Origin of the sequence: Eubacterium sp. AF22-8LB (assembly GCF_003458715.1) — a bacterium.
GTDB lineage: Bacteria > Bacillota_I > Bacilli_A > Erysipelotrichales > Erysipelotrichaceae > Holdemanella.
In genome coordinates, this window is the sequence record NZ_QRVI01000012.1 from 43,287 (window position 1) to 58,886 (window position 15,600).

A 15,600-nucleotide genomic window follows, 5' to 3' on the forward strand; every position below is an offset into this window, starting at 1 on the left:
ATGGTTGTAAGTATTTCAAGTGTTATTGCACGCATTAAAAATGTGTTAACACAAACCATGGATCTAGATGGTATCTGGATTCAGGGTGAAATCAGCAACCTAACTAAACATAGATCCGGACATTACTACTTTTCTTTAAAGGATAAAAGTGGTGAAATGAACTGTGTCATGTTTTCAAGCTACGTGGCCAGACTGAACTTTAATGTTCAGGAAGGCATGCGCGTTTTAGTTTCTGGAAGCATTAATGTTTATGAACAAAGAGGAAGTCTTCAGCTAATTATTCGCCAAATGAAGCAGGATGGCTTAGGCGATTTATATCTTGAGTTTGAAAAAAGAAAGCAGGATCTATTAATGGCTGGCTATTTTGATGAGAGTCATAAAAAAGCAATGCCCGAATTTATTGAAAATATTGGCGTGATTACCGGTGCTTCTGCAGCTGCTTTACAAGATGTATTATCTACGATTCAAAGACGTTGGCCCATGATGAAAGTTCATTTATACACAAGCTTAGTGCAAGGAAATTTAGCTCCAAAAAGTCTAATTCAAGCATTGAAGAAGGCGGATAAAAATCATCATGATGCCTTGTTGATTGTTCGTGGTGGTGGAAACTTTGAAGATTTATTTTGTTTCAACGATGTTGAGCTTGTTAAGACAATTTATTCATTAGATACATATATTGTCAGTGGTGTTGGCCATGAAGTAGATACGACCTTATGTGATCTTGTATGTGATCATCGTAGTGTAACACCTACAGCTGCTGCGCAATGGGTAAGCTTAGATCAATATGAAGTAATGACTCAGATTGAAAAAAACAAAAAATTACTTATCAATGAGATGAGACATATATTAAATGGGTATTCGTCTCAATTGAATATTTATAAAAATCATCCATATTTAAAGGATCCAAAATCCTTTATTGTTGATAAGCAACTCAAACTGGATGCGTATCGTACACAGCTTGAACATGCGCTTGATTTGCAGAAACAAAAGATGGATGTAATTCAAAATTATAAAGCGAATCTAATTTCAAGTATGAGCCGTATTATGGAAAACAATGCGAATCAATTGAATGTATATCCTGATAAAATAGAGGCGGGCATGCGTTCTATTTTATTAAAGAATCAACATGCTCTACAAAAAAATTGTGCACTACTCGATGCCTATTCTCCTTTAAAGGTACTTTCCAGAGGGTATAGTATTACTAAAAAGGAGTGTAGTGTTATAAAATCAATTGAGGATGTACAAAGGGATGATATCATTCAAACACGCTTGCAGGATGGAATCATTCTATCTCGAGTAGAAGGCAAAGAGGAGGAATAAGATGGCTGCTAAACAATTAAAATTTCAAGAAGCCATGTCACGATTAGATGAAATTGTGGCTTTGTTAAATAATAATGAACTTGAACTTGAAGAGGCAATGTCACTTTTTGAAGAGGGTTTAAAATTAAGTACGCAATGTGAAAAACAATTAAAGAAATTTGAAACAAAAATGGATCAGCTGGTGGAGGTAAATCAAAATGTTGAGGAATCGTGAATTTGAAGATTATTTATTGATGCGTGTTAAAGAAAATGATGATAGTAGAACAAAAGATGCGATGGCTTATTCTTTGATGAATGGAGGTAAGCGTGTTCGTCCAATCTTATTGTTTTCAGTACTTGAAGGATATGGAATGGATGCACGTGTAGGATATCCTTGTGCTTGTGCCATTGAAATGATTCATACATATTCGTTGATCCATGATGATTTACCTGCGATGGATAATGATGATTTACGTCGTGGCAAGCCTAGCTGTCATAAGGCTTATGATGAAGCAACAGCTATTCTTGCAGGGGATGGTTTATTGACAAAGGCTTTTGAGGTTGTATTAGACTCTGATTGTAGTGCTGAACAAAAGGTAGCTTTAGTTAAAGCTTTGGCTTGGTATGCTGGTGTGGATGGTATGATTTATGGGCAAACTTTAGATTTGGCAGCTGAAAATGATAAAAACCCTACCTTAGCTTTATTACAAGAAATTGATCATTATAAAACAAGCAAATTATTAACTTTACCATTAGTATGTGGTTGTATATTAGCTAATAAGTTTGATGATGTGGAAAGCTTCCGTAAAATTGGGCTTGTATTAGGCTTAGAATTCCAAATGCAGGATGACATCTTAGATGTTACACGCACAGAAGAAGAATTAGGAAAATCAACAAGTGACGAAGAAAATCATAAGGTAACAGCAATCAGTTTACTTGGATTGAAGGGCGCTCAGGATATGGTCGCAAGCTATGATGAGACGATTCGTAAGGAATTGGCAAAAGTATCTTGTGATGTGACATCACTTACAAAGGTATTAGATACTTTATTAAAGCGTACATATTAATATATAGATATTTTCCACAAAAAGAGTTATATTAATACTAGCTGAACTAGTCTTTAGCGGACTAGTTTTTTTAACGAGGGATTTAACATGAAAAAGATTAGTCAAGTGTATGATATTGAATCACCTAATCAAATCAAGGATATGTCTATCGATGAGCTTACACAGCTATGTCAGGATATCCGTTCCTTTTTGATTGAGTCCATTTCAAAAACAGGAGGACATTTATCAAGCAATTTAGGAATAGTTGAAGTTACAGTGGCAATGCACTATGTATTTGATTCTCCTAAAGATAAAATGATTTTTGATGTAGGACATCAATGTTATACACATAAAATATTAACAGGAAGATCTACGCAATTTGCGACCTTACGAAAAAAAGGTGGTCTTTCTGGTTATCAAAAACGTAGTGAAAGCAAATATGACTGTTGGGAAGCTGGACATTCTTCAACTTCTTTATCAGCTGCTTTAGGTTATGCGATTGCACGCGATCTAACACATGATGATTATCAAGTAATCGCATTAATTGGGGACGGTTCTCTAACTGGTGGCATGGCTTTAGAAGCCTTAAATGACATTGGTTCGAAACAAAAGAAAATGGTCATTATTTTTAATGATAATAATATGTCGATTTCTAAAAATTACAGTGGCGTCGAAAAACGCATTACGGATATTCGTGCATCTCACTTATATATCGACTTAAAACACGATGTAAAAAATAACTTAAAGTCTAATAAATTAGGATCTAATGTATTGAATACATTGTCACATTTTCGTGATAAGATCAAAGATGAAGTGATTGATGCTCCATTGTTTAAGGAATTTAATCTAGATTACATGGGACCTGTAGATGGGCATGATATCGCAAGTTTGATCAAAGTATTTCAAGCCGCAAAGAATCATAATGGCCCGATTGTGATACATGTTTTAACACAAAAGGGTAAAGGCTATAAATATGCTGAACAGGATAAGGTCGGTAAATGGCATGGCGTATCCCCATTTGATATTGCGACAGGAAAATCTTTATCGATACTTCCACCTAATGAGATTTCATGGTCACAAGTGATTTCAAATACGGTTATGGATTTGGCTGAAAAGGATAAGCGTATCGTTGCGATTACTCCGGCTATGGCTCAAGGAAGTAAGCTTTTAGAATTTCAAAAACGTTTTCCAGATCGCTTCTTTGATTGTGGGATTGCTGAGCAGCATGCCGTGACCATGGCTTGTGCTATGGCACTGGGTGGATTAAAGCCATTTGTGAGTATTTATTCTTCTTTCCTTCAAAGAGCCTATGATCAAGTCAATCACGACATGGCAAGAATGAATGTGCCTGTTGTGATTGGAATCGATCGCTGTGGTCTTGTCGGAGATGATGGTGAAACGCATCAAGGCGTATTTGACATTGCGATGCTTAGAAGTATACCTAATCTTATCTTGTCTCAACCTAAAGATTCCAATGAAGCACAGGATTTGATTTATACTGCCTTTGAATCAAAGCTTCCTTTCTGTATTCGTTATCCTCGTGGAAATACAGAATATGCAAAGAAAAAAAGTTATTCAATGATTTCTATTGGAACTTGGGAAAAATATGTTGTGGGAACACCTACGCAGATTGTGATTACGTATGGTCCAGATGTGGATCATGTGATCTATAAAGCTCGCGAAAATCAAATGGGTTTATTGGTTGTGAATGCTCGATTCTTTAAACCAATAGATGAAGTTATGATGAAAGATTTATTAAAAATGCATCTTCCGATTACAGTTTATGAAACAGACATAAAAAAAGGTGGCTTATCAAGTGCTATCTTAGAATATATCAATACGCTCGATGAAAAGATTCATGTATTAGGTATTGGTGATCATTTTGTATGTCATGGTTCGATTCGGGCTTTACGAATTCAAGAAGGAATCAGTACGGAATGTTTATTTGAGGAATTAGAAAAAAATGGCTAAGGATCGTTTAGATAAATTCTTGTTGAATCAAATTTCAACGCGTGCCAAGGCACAAGATATGATTAAAGAGGGTAAGGTCAAGGTCAATGATAAAACCATTAAAAAGTGCTCTTTTTTGGTGGATGAAAATGATGTGATCGAAGTCTTACATACTGAAGATGAATTTGTATCGCGTGGAGCTTTTAAATTAAAGGGATGTCTTGATCAGTATCATGTTAGTATAAAAGATCAGGTTGTCTTGGATATTGGTGCGAGTACTGGTGGTTTTACGGATGTTTGTCTGCGTTATGGAGCTAAAAAAGTATATGCTCTAGATGTTGGGTATTTACAGCTTGCCAAGGAACTTGAAGAAGATAGTCGTGTTGTTAAAATGGAAGGACATAACGCAAGAGAAATCATACCGGAATGGTTTGATGAACCAATTGAATTTATGTGTATGGATGTTAGTTTTATTTCGTGCAAAACAATCCTTGAACATCTTTTAAATGTCTTATCCATTGAGCATATTGCGATTTTAGTCAAGCCACAATTTGAGTGTGGACCACAAGCCTTGAATAAGCATGGTGTCCTTAAAAATTCAAAGCTTGCCTTACAAATTGTGGAAGATGTAAAATCCTTTCTGTTTCAGTATTATAAAGATGTACAAGCGATGCCAAGTATTCTAGAAGGAAGAAGTGGCAATCAGGAATATATGGTGTATGCCAAGAATCTAAGAATATCTTAATGTGAAGATATTCTTATTTTTTTGTGAACCTTTTAAGGTTGGTGTTTTATGATTTATTTTCACTTCAAAATCAGTTAAAATAGAATAAGACTTGAGGTGATTTTGTGATTGAACAATTGTCGGTAAAAGATTATGTTTTATTTGAATCTTGCGATATTGATTTTACCAACGGAATGAGTGTCATTACGGGTGAGACGGGAGCAGGTAAATCTTTATTGATTGATGCGATTGGATATTTGAGTGGGGATCGTATTAAATCCAATGTGATTCGTAAAGGAAAGGATAAGGCTGTTTTATCCATGGTTTTAACTTCTAATGAGGAAGTAAATGCGATATTGGAAGAAAATGGTTTCGATACAGAGGATCAGGTGATTATTTCGCGTACAATTTTAAATAATAATAAGAGTACTGTACGTATTAATCAAACTGTTACGACGCTCTCTTTTGTTCGTAAAATCGTCAATTTATTGGTAGATATTCATTCGCAGATGGATACATATCGGTTGATGGATACAAAACTACAAATAGAACTTTTAGATAGCTATGCGAATACCAATGGATTAAAGGAACAAGTGAAACAGGCGTATAATCATTATTCGAATGTATTAAATGAGTTGGATACTTTAAAGAATGAAGAATTTTCTGATGCGGAATTAGAATTTTTAACAGCGCAGCTTGATGAAATAGAGAATGCGAATGTCAAGGAAAATGAAATGGATGAATTAGAAGAACAAATTCATGAGGCTACGCATTGGTTTAAAAACAAGGAAGATCTTTCTGAATGCTTATATGAAATGGATAAGGAAAATGGGGCTTTGGATTCTTTATACATGTTATATAAACAAGCATCAAAATCACCTGTACTGAATGCTTATGAGGATTCTTTTAAAAACTTGTATTATTCTTTACAAAATATTGATGAGGAATTAAAAAACATTCGTGACAATCATTCGAATGACGCTTTAGATTTAGATAGCTTGCAGTCGCGTCAATATCAAATCAAAAAGTTGTATCGTAAATATGGTGGTTCTTTTGTATCTTTGCAGGAAACAAAGCAGGGTATCATGGATAAGATCGACCGTATCATTCATCGTCAGGATGTCTTTGATAAATTGGAAAAGGAAAAAGTGGAAGCTTTTAAAACGTATATGGATTTAGCTGAAAAGCTTTCTAGAAAAAGAAAGAGCGTTTTTAAAGAATTAGAAAAGAATGTCATGACACATTGTAAAGATTTAATGTTGGAAAATGCACGCTTTAAAATTTCAAGTATTGAAAAGAAACCATCCAGCAATGGAATTGATGATATTGAATTTTTAGTATCCATGAATCCAGGACAGGATTTTTCAAGTCTTTCCTTATCGGCATCGGGTGGTGAATTATCTCGTTTGATGTTAGCGTTAAAGGTGGTTTTCCAAGCTACAAATGGCATTGAAACGATTATTTTTGATGAAATCGATACGGGAGTTAGTGGTAAGGTGGCCTTGGCAATGGGTGCTAAGATGAAGGCTTTATCTAAGAATTATCAAGTACTTTGTATTACCCATTTAGCGAGTGTGGCTGTACATGCCGATACGCATTATTTAGTTGAAAAGATTGTTAAAAACAATGAAACGATTACTACAGTACATGAATTAGCGCAAGATGAAAAGATTTCTGAATTAGCAATCATGACAAGTGGTCAGGCTAGTGATTCTGCAAAGGCTTCTATGCAGGATTTATGGGTGCAAATCCATGGCTAGAGTCATTTTACATATTGATTTGAATGCCTTTTTTGCGAGCTGTGAAGAAATTAAAAATCCGGATCTAAAGGAATTTCCAGTTGCGGTGGGCTCCTTGAGTAAGCGTGGTGTGATTTCGACTGCGAATTATGAAGCTCGAAAATATGGGGTTCATAGTGCGATGCCAGTTTATGAAGCGTTGCGTTTATGTCCAGATTTAGTTTTAGTACAAGGCGATTATGGGTATTATCGTTCGATGTCTGCACAGTTTTTTGCGTATTTAAAGACATATACTCATCAAATTGAACCGGCCAGTATTGATGAATGTTACATGGATGTAACGGATATCATCAAGCGTTATAAAAGGCCATTGGATCTCGTTTTTCAGATTCAAAATGGGGTTTATGAAAAATGTCATTTAAATTGTTCGATTGGTGTAGCACCCAATCGTTTTCTTGCGAAAATGGCAAGTGATATGCGCAAGCCTAAAGGAATAACGGTTTTAAGAAAGTCGGAGTTAAGCACCAAGCTTTGGCCTTTGAAAATCGATGAAATGCATGGAATCGGTAAAAAGAGTGTGCCTATCTTAAATCAAATTGGTATTTATACGATTGGTGATTTTGCGAATATAAAAAATGAACAGAAAATCATGCAGAAGCTCGGTAAATCAAGCTACAGTCTGATTCAAAAAGCGCGTGGCAATTCGAGTGCCATGCTTTGTTATTCGACGACACAAAAGAGTGTGTCCATTTCGCGTACCTATTCAAATGACTTATATTCTATTGATGAGGTAAGTAGTAATTTAGAAAATATCGTGAGGGAATTGACGCATAAGATGCAGCGTGAGAATCAAAAAGGCAAGCTTGTTACGCTTACATTGCGTGATACCACCTTTCATAATGTGTGTCACAGTATCAATCTAAGTGGCTATACGAATACGTATCCCATGATTTTTGGCGCGTGTAAATCTTTATTAGAAGAGTATTTTGAGCCCATTGGATATCGTTATATTGGTGTGCATATTGGTTCTTTAAAGGATGCAAGAAAAATAGTGGAGCAGATGGATCTGTTTGCGATTCCTGTGGAGAATACGGATTCGATTTTAAACCAGCTAAATGAAAAAATGGATTGTAAGTGTTTTATGAAGGCAAGTGATTTATTGAAGAAGGAGGATGTGGATTGAGTTTAAAGTTAGATTATTTTATTGATGAAAATATTCAATTATATCAGGATGATGAGCATTTTCGCTTTAATACAGATACGAAGCTACTCGCAAAATTTGTTCGTTTAAAAAAACAAGAGCGTGTTCTTGATATTGGTACAAACAATGCCGCTATTCTTGTTTACCTAGATCATTTTAATGTGAAAGAATTAGTGGGTGTGGAGGTCTTGGAAGAGACTTCTAAATTAGCCCAAAAGAATGTGGATACGTTTATTAAGCATTCTTGTAAAATCGTGAATTTGCCGATACAAGAATATAAGGATGATTTATTTGATGTGGTTGTTTCAAATCCACCTTATTTCAAGTTGAATGCGAATCAAAAGCCTGAAACAATGACGTATCGTCATTTAGGAAGAATGGAAGAAAACTTGACGTTAGAAGAATTGGTGCTTCATGCGAATCGATTATTAAAAAGCTATGGGCGTTTTTATTTTGTGCATCGTCCAAATCGTTTGAATGAAATTAACAAGGTTCTTTATGACAATCATTTTAGTATTCGTAATATCCAGTTTGCGTATGATCATCGTGACAACAAAGTTAAATCGGTGCTAGTAGAAGCTATTAAAGAGTCAAATTGTGATATGAATGTATTAGAGCCTATTTATATTTAATTTGTGTTATAATAATCTTATGGAATTAGAAGATGCATTAGCGGATTATCGTTTATATTTGAATGTTCTGCAAAGAAAATCGAAGCGAACACAACAATCCTATATTCATGATATTGAATCGTATATTCGTTTTTTAACAATGCGAAATATTACAAAGTGTGAGGATATATCGGTGTTGGATATTGAAGATTTTTTAGATTTCTATGCCCAGGATCATATCGCATCAAGTATGAATCGAATGATTGCGAGTATTCATTCCTTTCATTTGCAGATAGCAAAGGCACATCCTGAGATTCATGATGTTTCTTTACTAATTCATGGGATGAAAGCATCAAAGCATCTGCCTGTGTATTTGAGTGTGGATGAAGTAAAAAAAGTTTTTTCATCTTTTAAAGACAATGAGATAGACCAATATCATAAGACCCTTTTGGTAGTATTGTATTCTTGTGGCTTGCGCGTCAGTGAGCTTTGTGATTTAAAGCTAAATGATGTGCATTTGCAGGAAGGCATTTTAAAGGTTAAAGGGAAAGGAGATAAGGAACGAATTGTTCCGATTTCTTCATATTGTATTTCACAGATGAAATATTATTTAGATTCCATTCGTAGTGTTTGGGATGTAAAAAATGTTTCGTATTTTTTTGTGAATCGATTAGGCCATGTTTGTACAAGGCAATATGTGCATCAGATGATCAAACAAAAAGTATGTGAATTGAATTTAAACCCTAAAATATCTGCCCATAGCTTTCGCCATTCTTTTGCGACGCATCTTTTAGATAAGAATGCAGATTTAAGAATTGTGCAGGAATTATTAGGTCATAGTAATATTCAGACGACGCAGATTTATACGCATATTCAAGATCAGCGTTTGACAAGTGTTTATGATCGTTGTTTTCAAAAAATAGAAAAATCAAAGGAGGAATAGTATATGTCATGTGAAGGTTGTCCTTCTCAAGGAAAATGTGGTAAAAACAGTGAAACATGTGGAATTCAATCCAATCCAGATAACCACATTAAAAATATTATCACTGTAATGTCTGGTAAGGGTGGAGTAGGTAAATCTACAGTTACGGTTATGCTTGCCAAGGCAATGGCTAAAAAAGGCTTAAAAGTAGGAATAATGGATGCGGATATTACGGGACCTAGTATTCCTCGTTTATTGGCTTTGACGAATGAGCATGCCTATGGAAATGAAAAACAACAATTGATTCCAGTTGAATCGAAAGAGGGAATTAAAGTCATGTCTTTAAACTTCTTAGTTCAAGCGGAATCGGATCCAGTTGTCTGGCGTGGTCCTGTTATTGGTGGGGTAGTGAAACAATTCTATACAGATGTTGTATGGGGTGATTTAGATGTATTATTGATTGATATGCCTCCAGGAACTGGGGATGTTGCCCTAACAATTATGCAGTCTATTCCTGTACAGGGAGTTGTGATGGTTTCTACACCACAGCCAATGGTAAGTATGATTGTAGAAAAGGCTTGTCACATGTGTGAAAAGATGGAAGTTAGGGTTTTAGGTATCATCGAAAATATGGCTTACTTAGAATGTCCAAATTGTCATGAAAGAATTGAATTCTACAAGAAGGAAGATGTGGAAGCTTTATGTAATTCCACTTGCACGAAGCTATATGGTACACTTCCAATGTTGGATTTGATTCGTGATATCAATGAATATGATGCATATTCTAAAGAACAGCAGGAAAAGGTAGATGCTTATTTAAGTGATATTGCTTCTGAAGTCTTAGAAGATATTGCCTAATGGAATACGTATTAAGTCGAAAAACGAATTGTACAAAAATTAAGATTCGTGTAATTGAAGGAGTGGTTCAGGTGAGCGCTCCTTTCTCTGTTTCTAAAAAGGTAATTGATGAATTTGTGCATGAACAGGAAGCTTGGATCAAAGAACAGATGGATAAGAATCCTATTCTTAAAAACAATGATATCGTTGAATTATTAGGTGAAAGCTTTCATTTGCATTTTATTGATGTGCCTCGATGCTACGTAGAAAAGGATCAATTGTATTTATTTCCAAATAAGGAATTGATTCAACGTTTTCTTAAGAAGAATGCGAAAAAGTATATCGATCTTCGATTTGAATTTTTTTGCGAGCAATTACAGATACACAATATTTCTTTACAATATGGTTTTTATAAAAGTAAATGGGGTAGCTGTACGCCTAAGAAGCATAAAATTTGTTTCAATGTAAATCTTATATTCATGCCCCTTGAATTTATTGATGCGATTATTCTTCATGAGCTTGCTCATTTATATCATTTAAACCATTCAAAAGATTTCTATGATTTACTTTGTACTTGGTTACCAGAATATAAACAAGTTATGAAAAAATATAAGAATCGATCGATTCCTAGATTATGGTAAAAGAAAAGAGCTCAGGTTGAGCTCTAATTTTTTTATACGTTAATTGCAGCGTGCATTCCTAATGCATCTTTTTCTTTAGCTAGAATTGGATCAATGAATTCTTTGAAGAATTCTTCTGTTTGTTGAACTGAACGTCCTACGAAGTTTTCTGGTTTCATGATTGAAAGAATTTGTTCTTTTGTCATGCCAAACTTAGGATCAGCAGCAATACGATCGATTAAATCGTTTGGTTTTCCTTCTTCTTTAACGACACGTCCAGCTGCCATTGAGTGTTGACGAATCAATTCGTGCAATTCTTGACGGTCCCCACCAGCTTTAACAGCGTCCATCATGATGTTCTCTGTTGCCATGAATGGCAATTCTTTTAATAGGTTAGCTTCTACAACCTTTGGATATACAAATAGACCATCACTTACATTTAAGTAAAGATCTAATAGTCCATCTGTAGCTAAAAAGGCTTCGGCAATAGAGATACGTTTGTTTGCTGAGTCATCTAATGTTCTTTCAAACCATTGTGTACTTGCTGTGATTGCTGGGTTGATTGAATCGGCAATAATATAGTTAGCTAAGGCAGCCATTCTTTCTGAACGCATAGGATTACGTTTGTAGGCCATTGCACTTGAACCAATTTGCGATTTTTCAAATGGTTCTTCAATTTCTTTCATATGTTGTAATAAACGAATATCATTACTGAATTTGTGTGCACTTTGAGCAATTTGAACTAATACTTGTAAAACTTGTGTATCATATTTACGTGTATATGTTTGTCCACTTACAGCGAAGTATTGGTCATATCCAAGTTTTTCACAAATCTTTTCATCTAAAGCTTTAACCTTGTCTGTATCACCTTCAAACAATTCCATAAAGCTTGCTTGTGTACCAGTTGTACCTTTACATCCTAATAATTTCTTATTGTCTAATAAGTGTTGGATTTCCATGTAATCCATATATAAGTCTTGCGCCCATAGGCTAGCTCTTTTTCCAACTGTTGTTGGCTGTGCAGGCTGGAAGTGTGTAAAGGCAAGACATGGCATGTCTTTGTATTTTAATGCAAATTCTTCTAATTTTTCTAATACATTGACAATTTTCTTTTGTACAAGCTCTAAAGCTTCGTGCATAATAATCAAATCTGTGTTATCACCTACATAACAGCTTGTAGCACCTAAGTGAATGATTCCTTTTGCCTTAGGACATTGTACTCCATATGCATATACGTGTGACATAACGTCGTGGCGTACTTCTTTTTCTCTTGCTTTGGCAACATCGTAGTTAATATCCAATGCGTGTGCTTTCAATTCTTCGATTTGTTCATCTGTGATGTCTAATCCAAGTTCTTTTTCTGATTCAGCAAGAGCAATCCAAAGTCTTCTCCAAGTCGTAAATTTCTTGTCGTTTGAAAATAATGCTTGCATTTCCTTTGATGCGTATCTCTGTGAAAGAGGAGATTGGTAATATTCGTTCATTTGTTCCACCTATTCTAGTTAGTTTTTCTCTAACAGTAATATTATATGTGTTTCAATTTTTAAATTCAACTTCAATTGTTGTATAATAAAAGAGTATGGAAAAGGAGCGTTTATGAAAACTTTATCTATATTATCTACAAAGCTAAGTGCTTGGGGCTTACACTTAATTGGAAGAGGTGGATCGATGCCTGGTTCTATTGGTTGTAAGGTCGATGCGAATATATTAACAAAATTAAAATTCAATGGTCCTGTGATTCTTGTGACGGGTACTAATGGGAAAACGAGTACAGCCAATATGATTACAGACTTGTTTGAAAAGGCAGACTATCATGTTATTTCCAATCGTAAAGGCGATAACTTAAAAGCTGGTATTGTGACTACTTTACTTACGAATAGTAAATTAAACGGCGAAATCAAGGCCAATGCGGTTGTACTAGAATGTGATGAATTAAATGTAAGACATATTCTTCCATTTATTCCGGTTACGGATTTTGTGGTCAATAACTTCTTCCGTGATCAATTGGATCGTGCTCGTGAAATGGAGCAATTGATTGATTCGATTGAAAAGGTGTTGCCAGAATATAAGGAGCGTTTAATTTTAAATGGAAATGATCCAAATGTTGTACGTTTAAATTTAGTTGCGAAGAATGCAAGTATCTCTTATTTTGGTATGGATGAAAACAAGTATTCGGTTAAAACTACAAAAGAGGCGAGTGAAGGCAAGTTCTGTCCAAAGTGTGGAGCTCGATTGGAATATGATTTTTATCAATATTCTCATATTGGTAAATTCCATTGTTCTAAATGTGATTTTGAATCACCTGCATTAAATACTTGTTTAAAGGATATTGATTTGGATAAGGAAACTTTTGTATGTGATCAAACAACATTTAAATCTCCATATGAAGGTATGTATTCTATGTATAATTGTGCGGTTGTATTGAATATGGCTAAAAATTATGGTATTTCTCTAGATTGTGTTAAATCTGTATTTAGTCATGCTCCTCAGCCTGCAGGAAGAAATGAAATGTTTAAATCGGAGGATCAGACTTGTATTTTAAATTTAGTTAAGAATCCTACGGGAGCTAACGAGGTTATGAAGGTCATTGAAAAGGATCCTTCGGATAAAACGATTGTGATTGTATTAAATGATCGTGAGCAGGATGGAACAGATGTAAGCTGGATTTATGATACTTTCTTTGAAAAAATTATGACGAATAGCACAAAGGAAATTATTTGTACAGGGCTTCGTGCGAATGATATGGCATTGCGTATTTATTATGGTGGATATGAGGGGCCATTAAGTGTTGTTGATACGTTGGATGTTGCAGTTAAAGCAGCTTTAGCAAGTAAGCGTACAACCTATGCGATTGCAACATATACGGCATTATTACCTACGCGAAATGCAATCAAAAAGGAGATGGGTCTATGAAAGTAGTTTGGATGTATCATGATATCATGGATCTATATGGGGATAAGGGAAATATGATGGTTCTTAAAAAACGTTGTTTAGACCGTGGTATTCCTTTTGAACTGGATACTTGTGGTATTGGTGAAGAAAAAGATTTAAGTGAATATGATTTGATTTTCTTAGGTGGTGGTGCAGATAAGGAACAAATCAGTTTGATTCCTGATTTATTATCGCGTAAAGAAAACATCAAGAAGGCTATGGACGAAAAAACATTTGTGCTTTTGATTTGTGGTGGTTATCAATTATTTGGTCAATATTATATAGCTGCCAATAATGAAAAGATTTCCGGTTTACAGTTTTATGATTATTATACAGATACAGGAAAAGCGGGAAGTCGTTGTATTGGAAATATTGTGATTGATGCAAACCTGGATGGTCTTCAGACGCGTATTGTTGGTTTTGAAAACCATGGTGGTCAAACATTGAATGTCAAACATCCTTTAGGGAAGGTCGTAAAAGGTTATGGTAATAGTTTTGGCGCTGGTTATGAAGGATTTTATGACGGAAAAATTTTAGGTACTTATTTACATGGTCCATTGCTTCCGAAAAACCCAGAGGTTGCTGATTTTGTCATTTCAAAAGCGCTTCAAAAGAGAAATCCAGATTTCAAATATAGTGATTTGAAGCCTTTAGAAGATAAGTTTGAAAAAATGGCTCGTGAGGCTGTGTTTAAAAAACTAGAAATATAAAAAAAGATGTCAAATGACATCTAAAAACATAGTACTAAGGGGTTTTATTATATTTTGACTCGAACGAATGATTGTGTACTATGTTTTTTAACACTCACTCCTTTCATGGTTTTAGTATATATATTATATTGACATTATATATGTCAATATAGTGAGGGCTTATATGAAAAAATTAATATTATCAATTGCGTTGATATTAATGAATCTAACTACGCCTATATCGGCTTATGAGATTGATTCCATACCAGATTATGATGGGGCTGCCTATGTTGAGATTCATGATAATGAACCTGAATTTGATGCGAAGGATATGAATAAGAAAAGCTTTGAATCTTATTCAAATCTGGATGACTTAAATCGTCCGGGTGTTGCGTATGCGAATGTTTCCAAAGATTTAATGCCAACCACGAAGCGTGGTAGTATTGGTATGGTAAAGCCTGTTGGATGGCATACAATTCGTTATAAGGGAATTGATGGTAAGTACTTATATAATCGTTGTCATTTAATTGGATATCAGTTAACAGGTGAAAATGCGAATCGGAAAAATTTAATAACGGGAACGCGCTATTTAAATGTAGAGGGTATGCTACCTTTTGAAAATGAGGTTACGCAATATATAAAGAAGACGAATCATCATGTGCTATATCGGGTAACACCAATATATGAGGGTGATAATCTGATTGCGGATGGTGTTCAGATTGAGGCATATTCTGTAGAAGATAAAGGCCAGGGTATATCGTTTAATGTATTTTGTTATAACGTGCAGCCAGGTATTACGATTGATTATAAAACGGGAGATTCAAGCCGCTCGAAAGAGAATATTATAAAAGAGTATGAGGTTAAGGAAGATACAACGTCTTATATTTTGAATGTGAATACACATAAATTTCATAATCCAACATGTTCGAGTGTTCGATTAATGAAAGATGAAAATAAGATTGAATCACATGATTCTAGAGATGCATTGATTCAGCAGGGGTATGCTCCTTGTAAAAACTGCAATCCATAGG

Annotated in this window: 15 protein-coding genes; 14 read left to right on the forward strand and 1 reads right to left on the reverse strand. The window is 34.8% G+C overall.

Annotation, left to right across the window (positions count from 1 at the left end; translation table 11 throughout):
- The 11 genes from xseA to DWY01_RS06175 all read left to right on the forward strand — a co-directional run bounded on the left by xseA (position 1) and on the right by DWY01_RS06175 (position 10,970).
- Positions 1–1,320 carry an exodeoxyribonuclease VII large subunit gene (gene xseA, locus DWY01_RS06125; protein ID WP_199519897.1) on the forward strand — a complete coding sequence of 440 codons (1,320 nt, stop codon included), beginning with the start codon at positions 1–3 and terminating at the stop codon, positions 1,318–1,320.
- Position 1,321: 1 nt separating this feature from the next.
- Positions 1,322–1,534, forward strand: a complete 213-nt coding sequence (xseB, locus tag DWY01_RS06130) for an exodeoxyribonuclease VII small subunit (protein WP_117994956.1) — start codon at positions 1,322–1,324, stop codon at positions 1,532–1,534.
- The gene (locus DWY01_RS06135; protein WP_117994959.1) at positions 1,518–2,366 is read left to right on the forward strand and encodes a polyprenyl synthetase family protein; all 849 of its coding nucleotides are present in this window, start codon (positions 1,518–1,520) and stop codon (positions 2,364–2,366) included. Before xseB ends, DWY01_RS06135 begins: the two co-directional genes overlap by 17 nt.
- Before the next feature lie 87 nt (positions 2,367–2,453).
- Entirely contained in the window at positions 2,454–4,316 is a 1,863-nt protein-coding gene (gene dxs, locus DWY01_RS06140; protein ID WP_117994962.1) for a 1-deoxy-D-xylulose-5-phosphate synthase, read from the forward strand.
- A complete protein-coding gene (locus DWY01_RS06145; protein ID WP_117994967.1) occupies positions 4,309–5,040 on the forward strand; it encodes a TlyA family RNA methyltransferase in 732 nt (243 codons plus the stop codon). The genes dxs and DWY01_RS06145 overlap by 8 nt, the downstream gene beginning before the upstream one ends.
- A gap of 104 nt (positions 5,041–5,144) precedes the next feature.
- Positions 5,145–6,779 (forward strand): DNA repair protein RecN, encoded by a 1,635-nt coding sequence (recN, locus tag DWY01_RS06150; RefSeq protein ID WP_117994970.1) that lies wholly within the window; start codon positions 5,145–5,147, stop codon positions 6,777–6,779.
- Entirely contained in the window at positions 6,772–7,941 is a 1,170-nt protein-coding gene (dinB, locus tag DWY01_RS06155; RefSeq protein WP_117994975.1) for a DNA polymerase IV, read from the forward strand. Before recN ends, dinB begins: the two co-directional genes overlap by 8 nt.
- Positions 7,938–8,591 (forward strand): tRNA1(Val) (adenine(37)-N6)-methyltransferase, encoded by a 654-nt coding sequence (locus tag DWY01_RS06160; RefSeq protein ID WP_158553662.1) that lies wholly within the window; start codon positions 7,938–7,940, stop codon positions 8,589–8,591. Before dinB ends, DWY01_RS06160 begins: the two co-directional genes overlap by 4 nt.
- Positions 8,592–8,610: 19 nt before the next feature.
- Positions 8,611–9,513 carry a tyrosine-type recombinase/integrase gene (locus DWY01_RS06165; RefSeq protein ID WP_117994983.1) on the forward strand — a complete coding sequence of 301 codons (903 nt, stop codon included), beginning with the start codon at positions 8,611–8,613 and terminating at the stop codon, positions 9,511–9,513.
- A gap of 3 nt (positions 9,514–9,516) precedes the next feature.
- Entirely contained in the window at positions 9,517–10,350 is an 834-nt protein-coding gene (locus tag DWY01_RS06170) for an Mrp/NBP35 family ATP-binding protein (RefSeq protein WP_117994986.1), read from the forward strand.
- Positions 10,350–10,970: a M48 family metallopeptidase gene (locus DWY01_RS06175; protein WP_117994990.1), complete on the forward strand. Its 621-nt coding sequence runs from the start codon at positions 10,350–10,352 to the stop codon at positions 10,968–10,970. The genes DWY01_RS06170 and DWY01_RS06175 overlap by 1 nt, the downstream gene beginning before the upstream one ends.
- 32 nt (positions 10,971–11,002) lie before the next feature.
- Here the strand turns inward: DWY01_RS06175 and purB are convergent, their stop codons facing one another.
- Positions 11,003–12,433, reverse strand: coding sequence for an adenylosuccinate lyase (gene purB, locus DWY01_RS06180; protein ID WP_117994993.1), 1,431 nt, complete (start codon positions 12,431–12,433; stop codon positions 11,003–11,005).
- Between the two features lie 112 nt (positions 12,434–12,545).
- Between purB and DWY01_RS06185 the strand changes: the two genes are divergently transcribed.
- The 3 genes from DWY01_RS06185 to DWY01_RS06195 all read left to right on the forward strand — a co-directional run bounded on the left by DWY01_RS06185 (position 12,546) and on the right by DWY01_RS06195 (position 15,599).
- Positions 12,546–13,862 (forward strand): Mur ligase family protein, encoded by a 1,317-nt coding sequence (locus tag DWY01_RS06185; RefSeq protein ID WP_117994997.1) that lies wholly within the window; start codon positions 12,546–12,548, stop codon positions 13,860–13,862.
- Entirely contained in the window at positions 13,859–14,590 is a 732-nt protein-coding gene (locus DWY01_RS06190) for a type 1 glutamine amidotransferase (RefSeq protein WP_117995001.1), read from the forward strand. The genes DWY01_RS06185 and DWY01_RS06190 overlap by 4 nt, the downstream gene beginning before the upstream one ends.
- Before the next feature lie 163 nt (positions 14,591–14,753).
- Entirely contained in the window at positions 14,754–15,599 is an 846-nt protein-coding gene (locus tag DWY01_RS06195) for a DNA/RNA non-specific endonuclease (RefSeq protein ID WP_199519898.1), read from the forward strand.
- The last annotated feature ends 1 nt before the right edge of the window (position 15,600 follow it).

Coding starts and splice junctions, on each gene's coding strand:
- xseA (WP_199519897.1), top strand. CDS start 1: ATGGTTGTAAGTATTTCAAGTGTTATTGCACGCATTAAAAATGTGTTA.
- xseB (WP_117994956.1), top strand. CDS start 1,322: ATGGCTGCTAAACAATTAAAATTTCAAGAAGCCATGTCACGATTAGAT.
- DWY01_RS06135 (WP_117994959.1), top strand. CDS start 1,518: ATGTTGAGGAATCGTGAATTTGAAGATTATTTATTGATGCGTGTTAAA.
- dxs (WP_117994962.1), top strand. CDS start 2,454: ATGAAAAAGATTAGTCAAGTGTATGATATTGAATCACCTAATCAAATC.
- DWY01_RS06145 (WP_117994967.1), top strand. CDS start 4,309: ATGGCTAAGGATCGTTTAGATAAATTCTTGTTGAATCAAATTTCAACG.
- dinB (WP_117994975.1), top strand. CDS start 6,772: ATGGCTAGAGTCATTTTACATATTGATTTGAATGCCTTTTTTGCGAGC.
- DWY01_RS06165 (WP_117994983.1), top strand. CDS start 8,611: ATGGAATTAGAAGATGCATTAGCGGATTATCGTTTATATTTGAATGTT.
- DWY01_RS06170 (WP_117994986.1), top strand. CDS start 9,517: ATGTCATGTGAAGGTTGTCCTTCTCAAGGAAAATGTGGTAAAAACAGT.
- DWY01_RS06175 (WP_117994990.1), top strand. CDS start 10,350: ATGGAATACGTATTAAGTCGAAAAACGAATTGTACAAAAATTAAGATT.
- purB (WP_117994993.1), bottom strand. CDS start 12,433: ATGAACGAATATTACCAATCTCCTCTTTCACAGAGATACGCATCAAAG.
- DWY01_RS06185 (WP_117994997.1), top strand. CDS start 12,546: ATGAAAACTTTATCTATATTATCTACAAAGCTAAGTGCTTGGGGCTTA.
- DWY01_RS06190 (WP_117995001.1), top strand. CDS start 13,859: ATGAAAGTAGTTTGGATGTATCATGATATCATGGATCTATATGGGGAT.
- DWY01_RS06195 (WP_199519898.1), top strand. CDS start 14,754: ATGAAAAAATTAATATTATCAATTGCGTTGATATTAATGAATCTAACT.